Origin of the sequence: Dactylosporangium sp. NBC_01737 (assembly GCF_035963215.1) — a bacterium.
Lineage (GTDB): Bacteria > Actinomycetota > Actinomycetes > Mycobacteriales > Micromonosporaceae > Dactylosporangium.
This window is the reverse complement of record NZ_CP109153.1, coordinates 9,634,260-9,654,538: the sequence shown is the minus strand read 5'-3', so window position 1 is coordinate 9,654,538 and position 20,279 is coordinate 9,634,260. Positions and strand designations below refer to the sequence as shown.

Annotated in this window: 24 protein-coding genes; 16 read left to right on the top strand and 8 right to left on the bottom strand. The window is 72.4% G+C overall.

All coding sequences use genetic code 11. The features are described from left to right. The first annotated feature begins 43 nt into the window (after positions 1–43). From pflB to OHA72_RS44190, 5 genes are all read left to right on the top strand, one after another. Positions 44–2,296, top strand: a complete 2,253-nt coding sequence (gene pflB / locus OHA72_RS44210; protein WP_327002084.1) for a formate C-acetyltransferase — start codon at positions 44–46, stop codon at positions 2,294–2,296. Next, positions 2,293–3,081 carry a pyruvate formate-lyase-activating protein gene (gene pflA / locus OHA72_RS44205; RefSeq protein ID WP_327002083.1) on the top strand — a complete coding sequence of 263 codons (789 nt, stop codon included), beginning with the start codon at positions 2,293–2,295 and terminating at the stop codon, positions 3,079–3,081. Before pflB ends, pflA begins: the two co-directional genes overlap by 4 nt. Before the next feature lie 32 nt (positions 3,082–3,113). After that, the gene (locus OHA72_RS44200; RefSeq protein ID WP_327002082.1) at positions 3,114–3,587 is read left to right on the top strand and encodes a CoA-binding protein; all 474 of its coding nucleotides are present in this window, start codon (positions 3,114–3,116) and stop codon (positions 3,585–3,587) included. 86 nt (positions 3,588–3,673) lie between these two features. Further along, positions 3,674–3,796, top strand: a complete 123-nt coding sequence (locus OHA72_RS44195; RefSeq protein WP_327002081.1) for a hypothetical protein — start codon at positions 3,674–3,676, stop codon at positions 3,794–3,796. Then, positions 3,793–4,803 (top strand): zinc-dependent alcohol dehydrogenase, encoded by a 1,011-nt coding sequence (locus OHA72_RS44190; protein WP_327002080.1) that lies wholly within the window; start codon positions 3,793–3,795, stop codon positions 4,801–4,803. The genes OHA72_RS44195 and OHA72_RS44190 overlap by 4 nt, the downstream gene beginning before the upstream one ends. A 57-nt stretch (positions 4,804–4,860) precedes the next feature. On the opposite strand, the gene OHA72_RS44185 is transcribed toward OHA72_RS44190, so the two are convergent. Continuing rightward, positions 4,861–5,340, bottom strand: coding sequence for a universal stress protein (locus tag OHA72_RS44185; protein ID WP_327002079.1), 480 nt, complete (start codon positions 5,338–5,340; stop codon positions 4,861–4,863). 130 nt (positions 5,341–5,470) lie between these two features. Further along, positions 5,471–6,358, bottom strand: a complete 888-nt coding sequence (locus tag OHA72_RS44180) for an NmrA/HSCARG family protein (RefSeq protein WP_327002078.1) — start codon at positions 6,356–6,358, stop codon at positions 5,471–5,473. 84 nt (positions 6,359–6,442) lie between these two features. Here OHA72_RS44180 and soxR point away from each other — a divergent pair, with 84 nt between their 5' ends. From soxR to OHA72_RS44170, 3 genes are all read left to right on the top strand, one after another. Further along, on the top strand, positions 6,443–6,910 hold the full coding sequence (gene soxR, locus OHA72_RS44175; RefSeq protein ID WP_327002077.1) for a redox-sensitive transcriptional activator SoxR: 468 nt from the start codon (positions 6,443–6,445) through the stop codon (positions 6,908–6,910). Between the two features lie 61 nt (positions 6,911–6,971). Next, positions 6,972–7,271, top strand: coding sequence for an NAD-dependent epimerase/dehydratase family protein (locus tag OHA72_RS65130; protein ID WP_442788384.1), 300 nt, complete (start codon positions 6,972–6,974; stop codon positions 7,269–7,271). Beyond that, a complete protein-coding gene (locus tag OHA72_RS44170) occupies positions 7,159–7,869 on the top strand; it encodes a DUF1731 domain-containing protein (RefSeq protein ID WP_327002076.1) in 711 nt (236 codons plus the stop codon). Before OHA72_RS65130 ends, OHA72_RS44170 begins: the two co-directional genes overlap by 113 nt. A gap of 12 nt (positions 7,870–7,881) precedes the next feature. Here the strand turns inward: OHA72_RS44170 and OHA72_RS44165 are convergent, their stop codons facing one another. Beyond that, the gene (locus tag OHA72_RS44165) at positions 7,882–8,517 is read right to left on the bottom strand and encodes a response regulator (protein ID WP_327002075.1); all 636 of its coding nucleotides are present in this window, start codon (positions 8,515–8,517) and stop codon (positions 7,882–7,884) included. A 170-nt stretch (positions 8,518–8,687) separates the two neighbouring features. Here OHA72_RS44165 and OHA72_RS44160 point away from each other — a divergent pair, with 170 nt between their 5' ends. Next, positions 8,688–9,326 carry a hypothetical protein gene (locus OHA72_RS44160; RefSeq protein ID WP_327002074.1) on the top strand — a complete coding sequence of 213 codons (639 nt, stop codon included), beginning with the start codon at positions 8,688–8,690 and terminating at the stop codon, positions 9,324–9,326. Positions 9,327–9,416: 90 nt separating this feature from the next. Here OHA72_RS44160 and OHA72_RS44155 read toward each other — a convergent pair whose 3' ends face one another. Further along, on the bottom strand, positions 9,417–10,892 hold the full coding sequence (locus OHA72_RS44155; protein ID WP_327002073.1) for an EAL domain-containing protein: 1,476 nt from the start codon (positions 10,890–10,892) through the stop codon (positions 9,417–9,419). A 162-nt stretch (positions 10,893–11,054) separates the two neighbouring features. Between OHA72_RS44155 and OHA72_RS44150 the strand changes: the two genes are divergently transcribed. From OHA72_RS44150 to OHA72_RS44125, 6 genes are read left to right on the top strand one after another with little or no spacing between them, the layout of a single operon-like run. After that, positions 11,055–11,240 carry a hypothetical protein gene (locus OHA72_RS44150; protein ID WP_327002072.1) on the top strand — a complete coding sequence of 62 codons (186 nt, stop codon included), beginning with the start codon at positions 11,055–11,057 and terminating at the stop codon, positions 11,238–11,240. Positions 11,241–11,283: 43 nt separating this feature from the next. Continuing rightward, positions 11,284–11,829 (top strand): MauE/DoxX family redox-associated membrane protein, encoded by a 546-nt coding sequence (locus tag OHA72_RS44145; RefSeq protein WP_327002071.1) that lies wholly within the window; start codon positions 11,284–11,286, stop codon positions 11,827–11,829. Continuing rightward, positions 11,826–12,356, top strand: a complete 531-nt coding sequence (locus OHA72_RS44140) for a TlpA family protein disulfide reductase (protein ID WP_327002070.1) — start codon at positions 11,826–11,828, stop codon at positions 12,354–12,356. Before OHA72_RS44145 ends, OHA72_RS44140 begins: the two co-directional genes overlap by 4 nt. Beyond that, positions 12,353–14,149 (top strand): ABC transporter ATP-binding protein, encoded by a 1,797-nt coding sequence (locus OHA72_RS44135; protein ID WP_327002069.1) that lies wholly within the window; start codon positions 12,353–12,355, stop codon positions 14,147–14,149. Before OHA72_RS44140 ends, OHA72_RS44135 begins: the two co-directional genes overlap by 4 nt. Continuing rightward, complete coding sequence (locus OHA72_RS44130; protein WP_327002068.1) at positions 14,146–14,577, top strand: S26 family signal peptidase; 432 nt, start codon at positions 14,146–14,148, stop codon at positions 14,575–14,577. The genes OHA72_RS44135 and OHA72_RS44130 overlap by 4 nt, the downstream gene beginning before the upstream one ends. A 45-nt stretch (positions 14,578–14,622) precedes the next feature. Next, positions 14,623–15,279 (top strand): GNAT family N-acetyltransferase, encoded by a 657-nt coding sequence (locus OHA72_RS44125; RefSeq protein ID WP_327002067.1) that lies wholly within the window; start codon positions 14,623–14,625, stop codon positions 15,277–15,279. A 7-nt stretch (positions 15,280–15,286) separates the two neighbouring features. Here OHA72_RS44125 and OHA72_RS44120 read toward each other — a convergent pair whose 3' ends face one another. Genes OHA72_RS44120 through OHA72_RS44110 form a run of 3 tightly spaced genes read right to left on the bottom strand, consistent with a single transcriptional unit; the run spans position 15,287 to position 17,554 of the window. Next, entirely contained in the window at positions 15,287–15,709 is a 423-nt protein-coding gene (locus tag OHA72_RS44120; RefSeq protein ID WP_327002066.1) for a hypothetical protein, read from the bottom strand. A 48-nt stretch (positions 15,710–15,757) separates the two neighbouring features. Continuing rightward, positions 15,758–16,681 (bottom strand): NAD(P)H-binding protein, encoded by a 924-nt coding sequence (locus OHA72_RS44115; protein WP_327002065.1) that lies wholly within the window; start codon positions 16,679–16,681, stop codon positions 15,758–15,760. A 42-nt stretch (positions 16,682–16,723) separates the two neighbouring features. Then, positions 16,724–17,554: an NmrA family NAD(P)-binding protein gene (locus OHA72_RS44110; protein WP_442788769.1), complete on the bottom strand. Its 831-nt coding sequence runs from the start codon at positions 17,552–17,554 to the stop codon at positions 16,724–16,726. A 116-nt stretch (positions 17,555–17,670) separates the two neighbouring features. Between OHA72_RS44110 and OHA72_RS44105 the strand changes: the two genes are divergently transcribed. Then, positions 17,671–18,012 (top strand): hypothetical protein, encoded by a 342-nt coding sequence (locus OHA72_RS44105; RefSeq protein WP_327002063.1) that lies wholly within the window; start codon positions 17,671–17,673, stop codon positions 18,010–18,012. A 62-nt stretch (positions 18,013–18,074) separates the two neighbouring features. On the opposite strand, the gene OHA72_RS44100 is transcribed toward OHA72_RS44105, so the two are convergent. Beyond that, positions 18,075–20,279 carry a pectate lyase-like domain-containing protein gene (locus tag OHA72_RS44100; protein WP_327002062.1) on the bottom strand — a complete coding sequence of 735 codons (2,205 nt, stop codon included), beginning with the start codon at positions 20,277–20,279 and terminating at the stop codon, positions 18,075–18,077.

Genomic DNA, 20,279 nt, shown 5'->3' with positions numbered 1-20,279 from the left:
GGGAAAGGCTTGAACCGCAGCAGGAACCATCGAGGAGGAACCGATGACCACCATCAGCGCCCCGGCCGAGCTCGCCGCCTGGCGCGGCTTTCAGGGCGGCTCGTGGCGTGAGCAGGTCGACGTGGCCGGTTTCGTACGCGCCAACGTCCGCCCGTACGAGGGCGACGAGGGATTCCTGACCGGTCCGACCCGGCGGACCAGCCACGTGTGGGGTCTGCTGACCGCGATGTTCCCGCAGGAGCGCGAGCGCGGCATCTATGACGTCGACACGCACACCCCGGCGTCGATCACCGCGCACGCGCCCGGTTACATCGACCGCGAGCGCGAGCTCATCGTGGGCCTGCAGACCGACGCGCCGCTGCGGCGGGCGATCATGCCGTTCGGCGGGCTGCGGATGGTCGAGAACGGGTTGAAGGCGTACGGCTACGAGCTCGACCCTGTGGTGAAGGAGATCTTCACCCGGTACCGCAAGACGCACAACGCCGCCGTGTTCGACGCGTACACGCCGCAGATCCTCGCCGCCCGCAAGGCCGGCGTCATCACCGGCCTGCCGGACGCGTACGGGCGGGGCCGCATCATCGGCGACTACCGGCGGGTGCCGCTGTACGGCGTCGACTTCCTCATCACCGCGAAGCGCCTCGACAAGGCGTCACTCGACGAGCATGCCGCGGTCGCGGACGTCATCCGCGACCGCGAGGAACTCGCCGAGCAGCTGCGCGCCCTGGAGGAGCTCAAGGAGATGGCCGCGAGCTACGGCTACGACATCGCCGGCCCGGCCCGCACCGCGCGGGAGGCCGTGCAGTGGCTGTACTTCGCCTACCTCGCCGCCACCAAGGAGCAGAACGGCGCGGCGATGTCGCTCGGGCGCACCTCCACGTTCCTGGACGTGTACCTCGAACGCGACCTCGCCGAGGGCACGCTCACCGAGACCGGCGCGCAGGAGCTCGTCGACGACTTCGTCATGAAGCTGCGCATCATCCGGTTCCTGCGCACCCCCGAGTACGACCAGCTGTTCTCCGGCGACCCGACCTGGGTCACCGAGTCGATCGGCGGCATGGGCGCCGACGGGCGGACCCTCGTCACGAAGACGTCGCTGCGATACCTGCAGACGCTGTACAACCTGGGCCCGGCACCGGAGCCGAACCTGACCGTGCTGTGGTCGCCGGCGCTGCCGGAGCCGTTCAAACGCTTCTGCGCCAAGGTGTCGATGGACACCAGCGCCATCCAGTACGAGAACGACGACCTGCTGCGGCAGTACAGCGATGACGACACGGCCATCGCCTGCTGCGTGTCGGCGATGCGGGTCGGCAAGGACATGCAGTTCTTCGGCGCCCGCGTCAACGTCGCGAAGGCACTGCTGTACGCCATCAACGGCGGCCGCGACGAGATGACCGGGGTGCAGGTCGCGCCCGCGACCCCGCCCGTGACCGGTGACGTCCTGCGCTACGACGAGGTGCTCGCCGCGTTCGACACGACGCTGGACTGGCTCGCCCGCACCTACGTCGACGCCCTCAACATCATCCACTACATGCACGACAAGTACGCCTACGAGCGCATCGAGATGGCACTGCACGACTACCCGGTGCGCCGGTTCCTCGCCTGCGGCATCGCGGGACTCTCCGTCGCCGCCGACAGCCTCGCCGCGATCCGCTACGCGCACGTCGAACCGATCCGCGACGCGAGCGGACTGGTCGTCGACTACGTCGTCGACGGCGAGTACCCCGCGTACGGCAACGGCGACGACCGCGCCGACAGCATCGCCGTCTGGCTGGTCGAGGCGTTCATGGACAAGGTCCGCGCGAACGCCAGCTACCGGCACGCGATCCACACCCAGTCGGTGCTGACCATCACCTCGAACGTGGTGTACGGCAAGCACACCGGCAACACGCCGGACGGCCGCCGGGCCGGCGAGCCGTTCGCGCCCGGGGCCAACCCGATGAACGGCCGCGACACCCACGGCATGGTCGCCTCGGCCCTGTCGGTGGCGAAGCTGCCCTACGCGGCGGCCCGCGACGGGATCTCCCTCACCAGCACCGTCACCCCCGACGGCCTCGGCCGCGCCGACGCCGAGCGGATCACGAACCTGGCCCGCATCCTCGACGCCTACACCGCCGCCGGCGGCTTCCACCTCAACGTCAACGTCCTGGACCGGGCGACGCTGCTGGACGCGATGGAGCACCCGGAGCGGTACCCGCAACTGACGGTCCGCGTCTCCGGCTACGCCGTCAACTTCGTCCGGCTGACCCCGGAGCAGCAGCGCGACGTGGTCAACCGCACCTTCCACGGCGCGACATGAACCTCCCGTCGGCCGCGGTCCGGCCGGACGCCACCGGTTCCCCCGGCTGGTGGCGTCCGGCTTCCGGGCGGCTGCACTCCTGGGACATCTCCACCGGTGTCGACGGGCCGGGCACCCGGTTCGTGGCGTTCCTCGCCGGGTGCCCGCTGCGCTGCCTGTACTGCCAGAACCCGGACACGTGGCACATGCGCGACGGCACCGCGACCACCGCCGACCAGGTCATGGGGCAGGTCCGCGGCTTCGTCGCGTTCGTGCGGACCACCGGCGGCGGCATGACCGTCAGCGGCGGCGAACCGTTGCTGCAGCCCGCATTCACCCACGCGCTGTTCGCCGGCGCGAAGGAGCTCGGCCTGCACACCGCCCTGGACACGTCCGGCGCGCTCGGCGCCCGCGCCGGCGACGCGCTGCTGGACGTGACCGACCTCGTCCTGCTCGACATCAAGTCGTGGGACCCGGCCCGCTACCACCGGCTCACCGGCGGCTCGATCGCGCCGACGCTGGACTTCGCGCGCCGCCTCGCGGACCGCGGCACACCCGTCTGGGTCCGGTACGTGCTCGTCCCGGGCCTCACCGACGACCTCGCCGACGTCGACGGCGTCGCCGGTTTCGCCGCCGGGCTGGGCAACGTGGAACGCGTCGACGTCCTGCCCTTCCACCGCCTCGGCGCCGCCAAGTACGACCGGCTCGGCGTCCCGTTCGCGCTGCGCGACACGCCCCCGCCGGACGCCGCGCTCGTGGCACGGGTCCGCGACCGGTTCATCGACGCCGGGCTCACCACGTACTGAACCGATCTCGTCGCCCATCCGAGGAGGATGACATGCGTACCAAGGTGGCTGCGTCGCAGTTCCTTGCCAGCAAACGGATCGCGGTGACCGGCGTGTCCCGCACGCCGCAGGGCCACGGCAGCAACGTCGTGTACCAGCGGCTGCGGGAACGCGGCTACGAGGTGTTCGCGATCAACCCGAACACCGACCGGGTCGAGGGCGACCGCTGCTACCCGAGCCTCGGTGCCGTCCCCGGGGGCGTCGACGCCGTGGTCATCGGCACCCGGCCGGAGGCCGCCGAGGCGACCGTCCGGGAATGCGCCGAACTCGGCATCCGGCAGGTGTGGATGCACCGCTCCGTCGACGCCGGCAGCGTGTCCGCGACCGCCACCGAATACGGCCGCGGCCACGGGATCACCGTGATCGACGGCGGCTGCCCCCTGATGTACGACCCCGCCGCCGACCCCGGCCACAAGGTGATGCGGTGCGTGCTGTCCTGCACCGGCCGGGTCCCCAGGACCGTGTGAAGGAGGAACCGGCGATGAGCAAGCGAGCCCGGAACCGAGAAACCTGCTCGGCCTCGACATGCACAGCGCCGACACGATTCTCCGTGATGGAACGCAGGATGCTGCTCGGCGTCAAGCAGCGCGCCGAGCGCCTCGCCCGGGAAGGCCGCGGCGATCCGGGCGCCGAAGCTGAGACACGCACGCCGCGGACCAAGGAGACAGTGTCATGAAGGCCGCCGTCGTCACCGGTTTCGACCGTCCACTGCAGATCCAGGACGTCCCGGTCCCGGACCTCGCACCGGGCCAGCTGCTGGTCCGCACCAAGATGTCCGGGTTGTGCCACACCGACATCCACGCCGCGCACGGCGACTGGCCGGTGAAGCCGACGCCGCCGTTCATCCCCGGTCACGAGGGCGTCGGCGTGGTGGAGGCGGTCGGCGACGGCGTCACCGGCGACTGGCTGGGCAAGCGGGTGGCGGTTCCCTGGCTGGCGGCGGCATGCGGGCGCTGCCGGTACTGCCTGACCGGCTGGGAGACGCTGTGCGAGCACCAGCTCAACACCGGCTACTCGGTCAACGGCGGGTACGCCGAGTACGTGGCCGCCTACGAGCGGGGTGTGGTCGAGGTGCCCGACGGGGTCTCCTCGCTGGACGCCGCGCCGCTGACCTGCGCGGGGGTCACGACGTACAAGGCGATCAAGGTCGCCCGTGTGCGTCCCGCCGAACGCGTCGCCGTGTTCGGCATCGGCGGGCTCGGCCACCTCGCCGTGCAGTACGCACGGATCGTCGGCGGCCTGGTGACCGCGGTCGACATCGAGCCGGAGAAGCTGGAACTGGCCCGGCAGCTCGGCGCCGACCACCTCGTCGACGCGCACGCCGGTAACCCGGTCGCCGAGATCCAGGCGGTCGGCGGCGCCGACGTCGCGATCGTCCTGGCCGCCACGGCGAAACCGTTCGAACAGGCGCTGCGCTCGCTCGCCCGCGGTGGCCGGCTCGTCTGCGTGGGCCTGCCCGCGGGCGGCAGCATCCCCGTCCCCATCTTCGACACCGTCCTCGGCGGCAAGTCGATCATCGGTTCCATCGTGGGGACGCGGCAGGACCTCGCCGAGGTGTTCGCCCTGCACGCCGCCGGCCGGACCCGGGTGATCGCCCAGACCCGCAAGCTCGACGAGGTCAACGCCTGCTTCGAGGAGATCCTGACGGGCGGGGTGCCGGCGCGCCTGGTGTTCGAGTTCTGAGACCCGTTGACGGCAAGGCGGCCGGTCCCGTCCGGGACCGGCCGCTTTCCGCGGCGTTCACCTGCCGGCCGGGACCGCCACGGCGTTTGGTGTCTCGGTGTCGTGGCGCGGCAGCGGGATGACCACCACCGGGCACGTCGCGTGCCGCACGCACTCCTCGCTGATCGAGCCGAGGACCGCGTGGCGCAGGCGGCCGTGGCCGTGGCTGCCGAGCACCAGCAGGCTCGCCCGGCGGGCCGCGTCGAGCAGCACCTTGACGGGGTGGCCTTCGACGACCTCCCGGGCGACCGGGCTCGACGACCCCGCGCCGGCCAGGACGAGGTCCAGCTCGTGCTGCGAGACCCGCTCCGCCTGCTCGCGTTCGATGCGGGGGCTGGTGGCCGCGAGCATCGCCGCTTCGATGCCGTCCCAGGACCACGCCGTGACGGCCTCGACCGCCGCGCCGGTACGCCGGCCCTCCGCGACGGCCCAGCGCAGCGCGTGGCGGCCGCCCTCGGAGCCGTCCACGCCGACGACGATGAGGTCGCTGTTGCTCATGAGTGCCTCCTTCGACCGGAGCGGATGGCATCCGCCTCTGCAGCGTGCTCCGCGGTGGTCGGCACCGGCAGGGCGCACCGGCCCGCGCGTCCGGGGCCGTTGGGCCTGTCCGGCGGCCCGGAAGCGGGGGCTATCGGGCCGCCGCCGGGCTTCGGAGCACGAGGTCCCAGTCGACCGTGCGGGCCCATGCGGCGTAGCTGTGCCAGGCCACCTCCGGGTACCTGGCGTGCAGGCCGTCGGCGTCGAGGAAGTCGGTGTTGTCCTCGAAGCGCTGGAACATGTCGGCGATCTCATCACCGGCCCACCGGCGGACCTGGTCCAGCGGCAGCTGCCGGTACGGGATCTCCCGGCCCAGCACGTCGCTGAGGATGCGCGCCGCCTCCTCGCCGGTCACCCGGTCGGACACGACGTCGATCCGCTCGCCGGCGAGCCGGTCGGGGTGCTCGATCGCGTGCACGGCGAGCCCGGCGATGTCGCGCACGGTCACCTGGTCCAGTGGCTTGGCCGCCGACAACGGGTTGGCCAGGACGCCGTCGGTGAGGCCGCTGAACCCGACGTTGAGCGCGTTCTCCATGAAGTACACCGGCCCGAGCACGGTCGCGCGGACGTCCTGGGTCCGCAGGTACGCCTCCAAGAGCTGCTTGCTGTCCGCGTGGTCGATGTCGGTCCGCGCCAGCCGGCCGGCGCCGCGCACCGAGGAGTAGACGAGGTGCGCGTCGGCGTGCCTCGCGGCGTCTACCAGCAGGCGGCCCTGGGCGACCTCCTCGTCCTTCCCACCGGATCCGAAGGGCACGGACAGGCCGAAGACGGCGTCGACGCCCTGCGCGGCGCGGGTGAGCGCCTCCGGGTCGGCCAGGTCGCCGGTGACGAGCCGTGCCCCGGCGGTGGACAGGGCCAGGGCGGCCGGGGACCCGGGGGAGCGCACGTAGGCGGCGACGTCGTGACCGTGGTCGAGCAGCAGCCGGGCGACGGCGCCGCCCTGCTTCCCGGTGGCGCCGATGACGAGGACGGTGGTCACAGATGGGCTCCTTGATCGCAGCGGGTGGGCACCGCCGATTCTCTGGCCTCAACGTTGGTTGAGGTCAAGCGGTACGGTCGACCCATGCCGAGGCCCCGCACCACCTTCCACGAGCTCACCGTCGGGCAGGTCGCCGACCGCAGCGGCGTCGCGATCTCCGCACTGCACTTCTATGAGCGCCACGGGCTGATCCGCAGCACGCGCACGGCGAGCAACCAGCGCCGGTACGGCCGCGACACGCTGCGCCGGGTGGCCTTCATCCGGGCGTCCCAGCACGTCGGCATCTCCCTTGCGGTGATCCGCGACGCCCTGGACCGGCTGCCGAGCGAACGCACCCCGACCCGCGAGGACTGGGCCCACCTGTCCATGGCCTGGCGGACCGAGCTCGACGCGCGCATCGCACAGCTGCAGGCGCTGCGCGACGATCTCACCGAGTGCATCGGCTGCGGCTGCCTGTCGCTGCGCGTGTGCCATCTGACCAACCCGCGCGACGTCCTCAGCCGCGAAGGCCCCGGCGCCCGCCGCCTGCCCCGGGTCGCGACGCCGGGTTGAGCATTCGCTCAAAACATGCCAGACTCCGGATTTGAGCGACCGCTCAATCGGGGGAGGGCCCATGAAGGTCGTCGTCGCGGGCGGGTCGGGTGGCCTCGGCCGGCGCATCTGCCGGGATCTGGCCGGCCGCGGACATGAGGTCGTCGTGCTGAGCAGGTCGCCGGCCGCGCCCGGCTCCGGCCGGTGGGTCCGCTGGGACGGCGCGACCGTGGGCGGGTGGGCGGACGAGCTCGCCGGCGCCGCACAGGGTGATCAACCTGTGCGGCGCCCTGGTCGACCGGCCGCCGACCCCGGCCAACATCGCCCTGCTGACCCGGTCCCGGGTGGACCCGACCCGCGCGCTGGCACTGGCCGCCGGTGACCGGCCGGTCCGGGCCTGGCTGCAGATGAGCACCCTGGCGATCTACGGCGACGCCGGTGAGGCCGTCCTCGACGAGACCGCCGCGCCGGCGGAGGGGCCGGCGCAGATGGCCGGGGTCGCCCGGGCCTGGGAGCGGGCCGCGGCGGGAGCGCCCGCGCAACGCCAGGTCGTGCTGCGCACCGGCATCGTCCTGGACCGGGCCACACCCGCGATGCACCGGCTGGCCGGCCTGGTGCGCTGGGGCCTCGGCGGCCGGGTCGGCCACGGCCGGCAGTGGATCAGCTGGCTGCACGTCGCAGACATGCTCGCCGTGGTGCGCCGCTGCCTCGACGACCCGCAGCTCAGCGGCGTGGTGCACGCCACGTCCCCGGAACCGGTCCGCAACGCCGAGCTGATGGCCGCCCTCCGGCAGGCGCTGCGCCGGCCGCCGGCCCCGCCGACCCCGGCGCCGCTGGTCCGCCTCGGCGCCTTCGTCCTGCGCACCGACCCTGCGCTGGCCCTCACCGGCCGCCGCTGCGTCCCGGCCCGGCTGCAGCGGGCGGGCTTCCAGTTCGCCCACCCCCAGCTGCGCGCCGCGCTCGGCGACCTGCTCGCCTGACGCGGCCCGGAGTCAGTGCTTGTTGAGCAGGCGGGAGGCGAGCACGGCGGCCTGGGTGCGCCGTTCGAGGCCGAGTTTGGCCAGGAGGCTGGAGACGTAGTTCTTGACGGTCTTCTCGGCGAGGAACATCCGTTCGGCGATCTCGCGGTTGGTGAGGCCTTCGGCGACGAGCAGCAGGATTTTGCGTTCCTGGTCGGTGAGGTTCTTGAGTTCGTCGGGTTGTTCGGGGCCTTTGCGGATGCGTTCCAGGACGCGGGCGGTGACTGCGGGGTCCAGCAGTGACTGGCCGGCGGCGACGCGGCGGATGGCGTCGACGAGGTCGGTGCCGTGGATCTGTTTGAGCACGTAGCCGGAGGCGCCGGCCATGATGGCGGCGAAGAGGGCCTCGTCGTCGTCGTAGGACGTCAGGATGAGGGCTTTGATGGCCGGGTCGACGGAGCGCACGTCGCGGCAGACGTCGATGCCGCTGCCGTCGGGCAGCCGGCCGTCCAGGACGGCGACGTCCGGGCGCAGCGCCGGGATGCGGTGGGTGGCGTCCACCGCCGATCCTGACTCGCCGACCACCTCGATGTCGCCCTCGCGTTCCAGCATCTCGCGAAGTCCGAAACGGACAACTTCGTGATCGTCCAGCAGGTATACCCGAATCATAGGTCCTTTGTACCTCAGCACGGGCCGGAGCGGCCGGGCCGAAGGTCCCGCCGGCGGAGGGACCGACGCCCTTTCGACGTGGGTGATTGTCCTCTGTGGTGGACGAGCGTGGTGCCACAGGCTGATGGCAGAACACAGCGGCACCAACCTGAAGCCCCGGAGGGCACGCCATGAAGCGCAAGACGCTCGACATCCTCGTCGGTCTCGGTCTGGTCGTCCTGGCCGGTCTCCTGCTGGTCGCTGGTGTGGTGCTGACCAGTAACGCGAGCTTCGCCAACGACTATGTCAAGGATCAGTTGGGTCAGCAGCAGATCACGTTCAAGACCGCGGACACGATGACGGCGGAGGAGAAGCAGTCGGCGTGCCTGGTGAGGTACGCGGGTCAGCAGCTGACGACCGGCAAGCAGGCGGAGTGCTACGCCAACGAGTTCATCGGCCTGCATCTGAAGTCGATCGCGGGTGGCAAGACCTACGCGCAGCTCGGTGATGTGCAGACGGATCTGCGGGCGCAGATCGCGAAGCTGGCCAAGGACGACCCGGCCGCCGCGGACCTGCAGAAGCAGCTGACCGACGCCACCACCGCGCGGGAGACGGTGTTCAAGGGTGAGACGTTGCGTGGGCTGTTGCTGACCTCGTACGGGTTCAGCGAGTTCGGGGTGAAGGCCGGTCAGGCCGCGCTGGTGGCGTACGGCGCTGCCGGGCTGCTGCTCCTGCTGGGTGCCGCGGGCCTCATCCACGCCGCAGCGACCCCGGGCAGCAAGGGCTTCGCGGTCCCGGACGCCACCGGCAAGGGACTCGTCAACGCCTGAACCGCACGCAACCTGACCCGGGCCTCCGATGGGGCCCGGGTCAAGCGTGTCGCGGCGGGGCGGGTCGCGTGCAAGAGGGAGCAGTCCCCGTCAGCCGTGGTGGTGGACGCCGCCGGCGAGGGTGTCGACGGTGCGCAGGATCTGCCGCATCACGGTCCGGCACAGGTCCGGGTTCTGGCTCACGGCGACGTCCCACAGCTGCGGGTGCCCGCCGTGCGGCTGGCCGGCGACGGCCATGGACAGGCCGGGGGACAGGACCACGAAACAGGTCTCGTGCGCGAACGCGTGCCCGACGGGCATATCGGCCGCCCTGACCCGCCAGTCGCTCCACGCCGAGACGTTCGGGCCGATGATGATGATGAGCGGGCAGCGCTCCAGCAGCATCGTGAACATCACCTGCCGCTCCGGCGCCATCGCGGCCGCACCCGCGGTGGCCGGGACGACGACCGCGACCGCCGGCGTCTGGTCGCCGACGGCGGCCCGGGTCGTGATGCCCAGGATCAGATGGTCCAGGCCGGCCTGGCTGACGTTGGTGGTCTGCCGGGCGCCGCCGGTCGACAGGACGCTCCACGGGGTGCTGACCGTCTCGCCCGGGTCCGGATGGACCAGCAGCGGGATCGGGTGCAGCGGCTGCGGCAGGTGCTCCGGCAGCGGTCCGGGCTTGCCCAGCAGGTGGCCCTGCTGGAGGTGCGAGCCGGCCGCGCGGGCGATCATCGCGGCGTCGCTGTTCTCGACCCGCTCCACGAGCAGGGCCGCGTGGGTGCGTTCGCACTCGGCCATCGCGGCGATGAGCGCGACGTTGGCCTGCCCGAGCCCGCTGGAGATCAGCTGATGGTTGAGCTTGACCACGTCGGGTTCCAGGGTCGGCAGCAGCGCGGCGCCGGCGGCGCTGAACTCGATGTCGTTGATGGCGACGCCCCAGTTCGCGGCCCGGGCCCGGCGCGCGGTCTCCAGAGCCTGGCACGGGAAGCGGGAGATCGCGCGGCCGGTGAGGTCCACGTACACCCGCAGCCGTTGCTCGGCCTCCTGCACGGTCGGCAGCAGGTCCGGCGGGCAGGGCTCGATCAGCGAGTCGGCCTCGACGTTGACGAACAGCGAGATCGACGGCGGCAGGCCGGCGTCAAGCATCTCCCGGAACGCGGTCACCCGGCAGATCCAGTCCAGCTCGCCGAGCCGCCCGGCGGCGTGCGCGGCGGCGAACAACTGCACCGGTGAGCGCAGCGGCCCCTCCGGTCCCCGGGTGAGGGCCTCGAACCCGACGATCTGGCCGTTGTCGGTGTCGTGGACGGCCTGGTACTCCAGGCGGATCGCCCGGTCGGCGATGATCTGGTCGATGAGGGAGCCGGTGCCGGCCGGGCGCGGGCGTGCCGGTCGCGGGCGGGCGGGCGCCGCGCCCGGCGGCGCGGGCCGGCCCGGCGGTTCGTCGGGCTCATCGAGGTCGTCGGGGTCGTCGGCGGGGGCGGGGTCCGCGCCCGCGACCTGGCCCGGTTTGAGGTCGCTCGGTCCCCGGTAGCCGCTTCGCGACCACAACGTCCAGCCCCGGGTTTTGATCGTCTTGTCCGCCATCCCCGCCTCCTGACGCCCGATCGGCTCATCGGCGCCGACGCGGGCCGCCTGAGAAATTCGCCGCGGCACCCGTGGGAACGTTCCCATTGACACACTGCAACGCATCGATCACCCTGCCTATCGGTAATCCCCGATGGAAGGAAGTCCCCGATGGTTCAAGTCATGGGTCGGCTCGCCGACCGCGTGCTCGCGCGCCTCGCCCCCACCACGGAGGCGGACGCGGGATGCACGTACGAATGGGAGACGTGCTACTGCAAAGGCGGCCTGCGCTACCGCCGCAGGTGCATGTACGGCTGCTCGGGCGTGCCCAACCACTGCTACTCCTGCACGGTCACCGGCACGTGCTGACCCACACGACGGTGCCGCGCACCCCGGCCGGTCACCGGTGCCGGTGACCGCGGTCGCCGCCGGTGCGCTCGCCGTCGTGTTCGCGATGGCGGTCGCCGGGAAAGTTTCACGCCCGGCGTTCACCCGGTTCCGGCGTAGCGCGGCCGCGCTGTGGCCGGTGCCGGGCCGCCTCGGCGCGCGGCCGGCGACGGCGCTCGCCGCGGCCGTGCTCCTCGCCGAGGCCGCCGTCGCGGCCGGGCTGCTGCTGGTCGGCATCGTCGCGCCGCGGCCCGTCTTCAGCGCCGCCGTGCTGCTGCTGGCCGTGTTCACGGCCGCGCAGATCCTCGCGCTGCGCCGGGGGCGCGCCGTCACGTGCGCCTGCTTCGGACGCACCGACACGTCGGTGAGCCGCACCGGGGTCGCGCGCAACGCCGTGCTCATCGCCCTCGGACTGCTCGGCGCCGTCACCGCCGACCGCCCCGGCACCACCGCCCTGTCCCTGGTCTGCGCGGTCGCCGGTGGCGTCGCCGGACTCGTCGTCGCGTCGCTGGAGGACATCGTGTCGCTGTTCCGCATCCCGCCCGTACCGGCGAAGGGGGCCGGCCGGTGAACACCGCGCTGCTCGTCGCCGTGCTGCTGCTCACCGTGCTGACCGTCTTCAACCTCGTCGTCGTGCTCGGCGTGGTGCGGCGGCTGCGCGCCTACGAGACCCGCCTCGGCGACCTGGCCGAGCCGCCGCCGGTGTCGACCGCGACGCTCGGCGAGCCCGTCGCCGACTTCGCGGCGTCCACGCAGGACGGCCGGCTGGTCGACCGCGCGTCGCTGACCGGTCGCACCCTCGTCGGGTTCTTCTCCCCGGACTGCCCCGCCTGCCACGAGCGGCTCGGCGACTTCCGCGCCGCCGCCGACCGGCACCCGGGCGACGTGCTCGCCGTCGTCGTCAACGACGGCGGCGACGTGGCACCGGTCGTCGGCGCGCTCGGCGGCACCGGCGGCGTCGCCGTCGTCATCGAGGACCCCGACGGACCCGTCACGCGCGCCTTCGGGGTCCGTGGCTTCCCCGCCTTCGTGCTCGTCGGCGACGGTGGCGTGGTCGAGTCCGTCGGCTACCAGGTGCCGGTGCCGGCCACGCTGTGAGGGCCTTCCTGGGCCGGGCCGGCGCGGCGCTCGTCCTCGCCTGGCAGGCCCGGCCGGCGCTGCTGACCGGGTACGTCGCCGCGCGACTGCTCGCCGGGGCGCTGCCCGCGCTCGCCGCGTGGCTGACGAAGGTCGCCATCGACCGGGTCGTCGACGACGGCGCGACCGCGGCCGTGCTGCCGGTGGCCGCCGCGCTCGCCGCCGCCGGGCTGCTCGCCGCGCTCGGCCCGCCCGTGCTGCGCTACGCCCAGGCCGAACTCGGCCGCGCCGTCGCCGTCATCGCCAAGGACCGGCTGTACGCGGCGGTCGGCCGGTTCACCCTGCTGCAGACCCTGGAGAGCCCCGCCTTCCGCGACCGGCTGCGCCTCGCCGAACAGGCCGGCAACGGCGGCCCCGGCCAGGTCGTCGACAGCGTCCTCGGCGTCGCGCAGGCGGCGGTGACACTCATCGGCATGGCCGGCGCCCTCGCCGTCGTCTCGCCGTGGCTCGCGGCCGGTCTCGTCGCGGCCGCCGCGCCCGCGCTCGTGGCCGAACTGCGCCTCAGCCGGCGCCGGGCCGCGCTCACCTTCAGCCTCAGCCCCGCCGAGCGGCGCGAACTGTTCTACACCGACCTGCTCACCGACCTCAGCGCCGCCAAGGAGGTGCGGCTGTTCGGCGCCGGCGCCCTGCTGCGGCACCGGATGCTCACCGAGCTGCGCACCGTCAACGACGGGCACCGCCGCATGGACCGCGCGGAGCTCGGCAGCCAGGTGGCCCTCGCGGCACTGTCGGCGCTCCTCGCCGGCGCCGCCATCGCCTGGACCCTCGTCGCCGCCGCCGCGGGCCGGCTCAGCCCCGGCGACATCGGCGCCGTCATCCTCGCCGTCGCCAGCGTGCAGGCCGCCCTGTCCGGCGGCGTGCAGTACCTCGCGCTCGCCCACCACGCCGGCCTGCTGTTCGACCACTACCGCGCGCTGCTCGCCACCCCACCGGACGCGCGCGCGGTCACCGCGGGCGGCGTCGTCGGTGAGACCGGCCTCGTCCTGGACGACGTGTGGTTCCGTTACGGCGACGAGCATCCGTGGGTGCTGCGCGGCGTCAGCGCCGTCATCGCACCCGGCTGCGCCGTCGCAGTCGTCGGCGAGAACGGCTCCGGCAAGAGCACCCTGGTGAAGCTGCTGTGCCGCCTCTACGACCCGACCCGCGGCGCGATCCGCTGGGACGGCGTCGACCTGCGCGACCTGCCCGTCGACGAGCTGCGCCGGCGGGTGGCGGCCGTGTTCCAGGACTTCATGTGCTACGAACTGACGGCCGCGGAGAACATCGCGCTCGGCGACACCGACGGCCGCGCGACCCTGGACACCGACGCGGCACGGCTCACCGATCCCGCGACCCGTGCCGGCATCCACGACGTCTTGACGGGCCTGCCCGGCGGGTACGACACCCTGCTGTCCCGCACGTTCGTCGACTACGACCGCCCGGACGGCGTGCTGCTCTCCGGCGGCCAGTGGCAGCGCCTCGCCCTGGCCCGTGCCCTGCTGCGGGGCCGGCGCGACCTGCTGATCCTGGACGAGCCGAGCTCCGGCCTGGACGCCGCCGCCGAGCACCGGATCCACCGCACGATCACCGCCCACCGCGCCGGCCGCACCAGCGTCCTCGTCTCCCACCGGCTCAACACCGTCCGCGACGCCGACTGCATCCTCGTCCTCGCCGAGGGCCGGATCGCGGAGTCCGGCACCCACGACGAGCTGATGGCCCGCGGCGGGCGGTACGCGAAACTGTTCCGCCTCCAGGCCGGCGGCTACCAACCGTGACGTTCCTTCAAGCGGTCGCCGCGCTGTTCCCGTGGCGCCGGTGGACGGTGGTCAGGGTCCACGGTGGCAGCATGGAACCGGCCTTGCACGACGGCGACCTCGTGCTCGCCCGCCGCCTCGGCGGCGATCTTCCGCACCGTGGCGACATCGTGGTGCTGCGCCGCCCCCGTGCCGTTGCCCCGCCGCCAGGTTCCGTCGTCGTCCACAGTGCAGCGCCTGCGGTGGCGGGTTCGCCGTGGCTCGTCAAGCGCGTGGCCGCCGTGCCGGGAGACCCGGCCCCGCCCGGCGTACCGTGCCCGGACCCGGTCCCTGCGGGCATGGTCGTCGTCCTCGGCGACACCCCGGGACTCGACTCGACGCTGTTCGGCCCCGTGCCGGCGGAAACCCTCCACGCCACGGTCGTGCGCACACTCGACACCGCCCGCTGACCGGATGGCCTATACCTGGAGGACGTGGACTGGACTCCTGTGCGGATGACTCTTGTGCAGCTGCTCGACGGTGCGGCCGTGGGGCGGTTTCCGGCCGCCGATGGTGGGGTGACCGTCGTGCCGCAGCCAGGGGAGCGGGACGCGGGGGTAGTGGCGTTCACGGCGCATTCCGCGGTGTTCACCGATGAGGACCCGCGGTGGGTGCGCGAGGCGCTCGCCGGCCTGGACTGTGATCCCTTGGCGGCCGCGATGCATCCCCGGTTCCTGGCCGCGCTGCTGGACCGCACTGGGCGGGCCATGGACACGATCGACCTGCTGACCGTGGCGGCGGGGCTGCCCGGTGAGCCGCCGGTGCGGCTGCGGGAGCTCACCGACGCCGAGCACCCCCGTGTCCGCAGGGCGGAGCAGCGCCGTGACGACGTGCGGGTGTGGGCGGCCGACGGCGGGATGCTCATCCTCGGTCGTGGGGTGGCGGGGCGGTGGGAGACGGCGGTCGAGGTCGACGAGGCGGCCCGCCACAAGGGGCTCGGCCGGGCGCTTGCCACCGCAGCGCGCCATCTCGTGCCGGCGGGGGAGCACGTCTGGTCGCAGCAGGCGGCCGGCAACGCCCGCAGTATCCGGGCGTTCCAGGCCGCCGGGTTCCGGCCGGTTGCCTCCGAGGCGCTGATGCACCCCGGCGAGCGTCAGGTCGGCCGGTCGTGACCGACGGTCATCGGGATGGGACGGTGCCGACGGACAGCAGGTGGGCGCTGGCGGCGACCAGGGCCGGTTCGGTGCTGTAGAGGCGGGCCAGGTCGAGGGCCGCGTTGAAGACCGCGTCGGCCGCCGGGCCGTGGACCGCGGCCTCGGCAGCCGTCCAGGCGGGGCCCTCGACGCCGTGCACCGTGATGTCGGTCAGGCCCGCGGCGGTGCATTCGTCGGCCAGCTCAGCGACGCGGTGGAAGTACGCGTGGGTGAAGCCGATGCTCGGGTCGTGGGTGCCGTCGGTGAGCAGTGACCTGGCGTGGTCGAGGGCGCGGGGGTCGAGGCGTCCGGTGGAGGCGAACCGCGCGTGCGGCCTACCGGCGAGGCGCTGGTCCTCCCGGTAGCGCACCGTGTAGTACTCGACGACCTCGTCCAGCAGTGGATCCACCCGTTGATCATCGCCGCCGTATCAAGCGACTTTCCAGAACACTGGAACCTAGTGTCCTAGGATGCCCTGCGCGCTGTGGCGCGCGCCACCTCGTCGCATCAGGCGAGGGCAGCGGTCACGGCCTGCGGCAGGGGAGTCGGCGGGCGGCCGAGGAGCAGTTCCAGGTCCGGGGTCTGCCGTTCCAGCATTCCGGCCTTGGCGAGGTTCATCAGAAAGCCCATCGGTCCGTCGACGGGGCCGTCGGCGTGGGAGGCCGGGCGGCCGGTGACTGCGCTCAGGGTCGCCGCGAGCTCGGGATACGTCCACAGTGGACCGGTCAGGTCGTAGCCGTTGCCGAGGCGGGCGTCGTCGGTCAGTACCGTGGCGGCCGCCGCTGCGAGGTCGGAGCGCAGTGCGGGCGTCGTCGGTCAGTACCGTGGCGGCCGCCGCTGCGAGGTCGGAGCGCAGTGCGGTGTTGAGGCCGCGACCGCCGGTGCCGCTGACCAGCGTGCCGGAGGCGACGGCGGCGCGGAGGGTGTCGCCGTTGACGAACGCGTCGGTGTAGAACGGGTGCCGCAGGATCGTGTACGCGAGCCCGCTGTCGACCAGAGCGCGTTCGGTGGTGTGGTGGGCGGCGTTCGGGCCGAGGGCCGCGGCGGGCGCGTCGGCGCCCAGGAAGCTGGTGTAGGCGACGGCCCGCACTCCGCTGTCCACGGCCGCCGCGACCGCCGCCAGGTGCTGCCGGGTCCGGTGCTCCGTGTCCATCACCGGCGACGAGATGAGCAGCAGCCGGTCCGCTCCCCGCAACGCCGCGCGGAGCGTATCGGGGGAGTCGTAGTCGGCGTGGCGCACGTCGACGCCTCGGGCGGTCAGGTCGGCGCAGCGGCCGGGGTCGCGGACGGCGGCGGCGACCGGCCGGTCCGGGAAGCGGGTCAGCAGTTCCTCGACGACCAGCCGGCCGAGCGCGCCGGATGCGGCGGTGACAACGATCATGGGCGCTAGGCAACACCGGGCCGGGCCCGGCGCGCCAGCGATTTATGCGAACCAGGCCGTCTGCTTGGCGTAGTCGGCGAAGTCACGGGGCTCGCGGCCGAGCGCTCGCCGCACGTCGCCGGTCACGTGGGCGTTGCGGCCGTCCAGGACCGTGGTGAACAGGTACATGAGCAGGCCGGCGATCTCGGGCGGGAGCGCGGCGGCGTAGTCCTGCGCCGGCACCTGCACGTACGTGATGGGGCGGCCGGTCGCGGCGGAGATCTCGGCGACGGCGTCGGCGAAGGTGAGCAGGCGGGGACCGGTCAGCTCGTACAGCTGGCCGGTGTGGCCGTCGGTGGTGAGTGCGGCTACGGCGACGTCGGCGATGTCGTCGGCGTCGACGAACGGCTCGGGCACGTCGCCGACGGGCAGGGCGACCTCGCCGCTGAGGACGGCGTCGCGCAGGTAGTCCTCGGAGAAGTTCTGGCTGAACCAGCTGCAGCGCAGGATCGTCCACTCGGCGCCGGCGCCCTGCACGATGCGTTCACACGCCTCGGCCTCGTCCTCGCCGCGGCCGGACAGCAGTACCAGCCGGGTGACGCCGGAAGCGACGGCCAGCGAGGTGAACGCGTCGATGTCCGCCGGTGCGCCGGACACGGCGAGGTCGGGGTAGTAGGAGATGTACACGGTGCGCACGTCGCGCAGCGCGGGCGCCCAGGTCGACCGGTCCGACCAGTCGAAGGGCAGCGGGGCGGTGCGGGAGCCGACCCGGACCGGGACTGCGGCGGCCCGCAGGCGTTGCACGATGCGGCGGCCGGTCTTGCCGGTGCCGCCGAGGACCAGGATCTCGTTCGTCATGCGTCCATTGCATCGCGGCCCGGCGAGACGCTCCATAGTCGAGGCGCGCGGATCCATGTTCGATCGTCTTCAGCGGGACGCGGAGGTGGCGATGTTGTGGAGGTGTCGGTCTGGTTGTCGCGCCCTGCGGTGCCGGCTGGCACGCCGGCGCCATGGATCGCTGGGTCCCGGTGCCCGTCACGTCGTGGCAGTCGGGGTTGCTGGGAGTCGGCGCGGGACTGCCGGTGGTGTGGGCGGTCTGCGCGTTCGCGCCGGACCTGTCTGCTGCCGGTGGGTTGGGCGGCATCGTCGTGTTCGTCGTGTACGGGCCGATGCTCGTGGCCGCGCTCGCGGTTGCCGGGGCGACCGCTGCATTGGCCTTCGGGAGCGGACAAGGACGGTGGTGGATGGTCGCCGCGCCCTCGGTCATGTGGGTGTGCTGCTGGTCGGCGCGCCCCGCCAGCATTGACGAGTTGGCGTCCTTGCCGCTGGCTGCGTCCCGCGACGTCGATTAGCGACGGCGGTGGCCGGCTCGGTTGTGTTCGAGCCGGCCACCGTGGTCGTCACCCTGGGCGGGTTACGGGAAGTTGAGCAGGTACACGTTGTTGGTGGTGGAGTTGGCGGCGGCGCCGGTGTTGTTGATGACGTGGGAGATGGTGCCGACGCCGCCGAGGGAGACGACGGCCATGTTGTGGAACTTCACGCCGGAGACGGCCGGCACCTCGAACGCCCTGGCGGAGGCGACCGCCGGGTTGACGTTGAAGTAGCAGTAGCTGCCCAGGCCCCAGGCCTCGAAGGTGGTGACGCCGGAGGCGACCTTGATGGCGGGGTAGCCCTGGGCGGAGCCGTTCATCCAGGCGGCCTGGTTCGGCGGGTCGTAGGGCATCTCGTTCTGGAAGAAGATGATGCGGCCGTTCGCGCCGTTCCAGATGACCTCGTTCTTCTGGTAGTGCTCGACGAAGAGGCCGGTGGCCAGGACGTTGTCGCCGTTGACGATGAGGCCGGTGTCGGCGGTGTTGACGGTCCAGCCGACGCCGCTGCCGTGATCGGCGCGCCACGCCCAGGTGTGGTCGATGATGGTGTTGTTGGTGTTGACGACCAGGCTGTTGGTGGCCTTGCCGCCGACCATGCCGCCGATGCGGAAGAACACGTCCTGGATCGTGGTCGGGTTGCCGGCGTGCGACACCCCGGTCTTGGACAGGCCGACCTTGAGCAGGGTGTCGCTGTTGGTGGTGCCGGCGTCGAAGAGCAGGCCCTTGATCCGGACCCCGTCGACGTCGGCGACGTCCATGGCGTTGACGCCGTTGTCCGGGATGATCGTGGCGTACCCGATGCCGAGCACGACCGTGTTGGCCTTGGTGACGTGCAGGGTCTGGTTGACGTGGTACACGCCGGGGGTGAAGAAGACGTTGCAGCCGTTGGCGAGCGCGGTGTTGATCGTGGCGGCGGAGTCGCTGGGCTTGGCGACGAAGAAGGTGCTCATCGACACCGAGGTGCCGGGTGTGGAGCCGCCGGCCCAGCTGGGTCCGGAGGCGTTGGTGCGCAGCGACGGCAGGAAGACGCGGTACTTGCCGGCGCCGTCGATGTAGAGGTACGGCACGTCCCGGGAGACCGGGGTGGTGGCAAGGGTCGTGTAGCGGGGTCCGGCGGCGGGGTTGGTGTTGAAGTTCGTGGCCGGTGCGCCGCCGGTGCCGGAGAAGACCATGTTCCAGTTGGAGCCGCTCCAGCTGCCCAGGGTGCTGTCCTTGGTGTACCACTGCTGCTGCGACGCGGACTCGCTGTTGCCGTCGATCTTCGAGTCGGAGATGTAGCCGCCGCTGGCCCAGCCGTAGCTGGCGGGGAAGAGGTTGAGCCCGCCGATGATGTGCATCCGGCGGAACGGTGCGGCCTGTGCGACGGCCCAGCGGTTGGTGCCGCCGAGGGTGTTGACGGACAGGTTCTCGGTGGAGCGCCAGAAGTTCTGGGTGGCGTTGCCGGCGTCGCTGGCGTTGAACGCGTCGACGGTGACGGCGCCGTTGATGCGGGTGTCGTCGGGGTTGAGGCCGAGGCCGGCGATCGAGGTGTTGAAGCCGATGTTGGCGCCGACGGCGTACGGGGTCGTGCTGGGCTTGAACAGCAGCGCGTCGCGCCGGGTGGCGAACTGTGCGGTCTGGGTGCTCTTCTGCGCCTCGAACACGCTGTTGAGGGAGGCCTGGATGGTGGCGTCGCTCATGCCGTGGTCGTAGATGTGGACGTTGGCGCCCAGGTCCGGGGTTTCGGAGTAGGTCGGGCAGGTGCCGGTCGGCGGGGTGACCGTGGTGAGTGAGAACTTCTGTGCGCCGGTGCCGTTGCAGTCCCAGATCTGCAGGCGGGTGCCGTTGGCGGTGGCGCCGCCGGGGGAGTCCATGCAGCGGCCGGACTGCGGGTTGCGCAGCGAGCCGTCGGCCTGCTGGGTCCATTGCTGGGCGCCGGTGCCGTTGCAGTCCCACAGCTGCAGTTTGGTGCCGTTGGCGGTGCCGCCGCTGATGATGTCCAGGCAGCGGCCGATGGCGGTCAGGGCGGTGCCGCTCCACGTGTAGTGCTGGTCGGCGGCGGCGCTCTGGCAGTCCCACAGCTGGACGGCGGCGCCGTTGACGCCGGTGTCGTCGCCGGCGACGTCGACGCATTTGCCGCCGGGTGCGGCGATCGGGTTGCCGACGACGGCGGCGCCGGCGGGCTGCAGCGCGCCCAGCCCGAACGCGGCGACGAGTGTCAACGTTGTCAGGATCAGCCCGCGATACAGCGGTCTTGGCACGGCTCTCAT

Excerpts from the sequence above, each read along its gene's own strand:
- pflB (WP_327002084.1), top strand. The coding sequence starts at position 44 with ATGACCACCATCAGCGCCCCGGCCGAGCTCGCCGCCTGGCGCGGCTTT.
- pflA (WP_327002083.1), top strand. The coding sequence starts at position 2,293 with ATGAACCTCCCGTCGGCCGCGGTCCGGCCGGACGCCACCGGTTCCCCC.
- OHA72_RS44200 (WP_327002082.1), top strand. The coding sequence starts at position 3,114 with ATGCGTACCAAGGTGGCTGCGTCGCAGTTCCTTGCCAGCAAACGGATC.
- OHA72_RS44195 (WP_327002081.1), top strand. The coding sequence starts at position 3,674 with ATGGAACGCAGGATGCTGCTCGGCGTCAAGCAGCGCGCCGAGCGCCTC.
- OHA72_RS44190 (WP_327002080.1), top strand. The coding sequence starts at position 3,793 with ATGAAGGCCGCCGTCGTCACCGGTTTCGACCGTCCACTGCAGATCCAG.
- OHA72_RS44185 (WP_327002079.1), bottom strand. The coding sequence starts at position 5,340 with ATGAGCAACAGCGACCTCATCGTCGTCGGCGTGGACGGCTCCGAGGGC.
- soxR (WP_327002077.1), top strand. The coding sequence starts at position 6,443 with ATGCCGAGGCCCCGCACCACCTTCCACGAGCTCACCGTCGGGCAGGTC.
- OHA72_RS65130 (WP_442788384.1), top strand. The coding sequence starts at position 6,972 with ATGAAGGTCGTCGTCGCGGGCGGGTCGGGTGGCCTCGGCCGGCGCATC.
- OHA72_RS44165 (WP_327002075.1), bottom strand. The coding sequence starts at position 8,517 with ATGATTCGGGTATACCTGCTGGACGATCACGAAGTTGTCCGTTTCGGA.
- OHA72_RS44160 (WP_327002074.1), top strand. The coding sequence starts at position 8,688 with ATGAAGCGCAAGACGCTCGACATCCTCGTCGGTCTCGGTCTGGTCGTC.
- OHA72_RS44155 (WP_327002073.1), bottom strand. The coding sequence starts at position 10,892 with ATGGCGGACAAGACGATCAAAACCCGGGGCTGGACGTTGTGGTCGCGA.
- OHA72_RS44150 (WP_327002072.1), top strand. The coding sequence starts at position 11,055 with ATGGGTCGGCTCGCCGACCGCGTGCTCGCGCGCCTCGCCCCCACCACG.
- OHA72_RS44125 (WP_327002067.1), top strand. The coding sequence starts at position 14,623 with ATGACTCTTGTGCAGCTGCTCGACGGTGCGGCCGTGGGGCGGTTTCCG.
- OHA72_RS44115 (WP_327002065.1), bottom strand. The coding sequence starts at position 16,681 with ATGATCGTTGTCACCGCCGCATCCGGCGCGCTCGGCCGGCTGGTCGTC.
- OHA72_RS44110 (WP_442788769.1), bottom strand. The coding sequence starts at position 17,554 with ATGGAGCGTCTCGCCGGGCCGCGATGCAATGGACGCATGACGAACGAG.
- OHA72_RS44105 (WP_327002063.1), top strand. The coding sequence starts at position 17,671 with ATGGATCGCTGGGTCCCGGTGCCCGTCACGTCGTGGCAGTCGGGGTTG.
- OHA72_RS44100 (WP_327002062.1), bottom strand. The coding sequence starts at position 20,279 with ATGAGAGCCGTGCCAAGACCGCTGTATCGCGGGCTGATCCTGACAACG.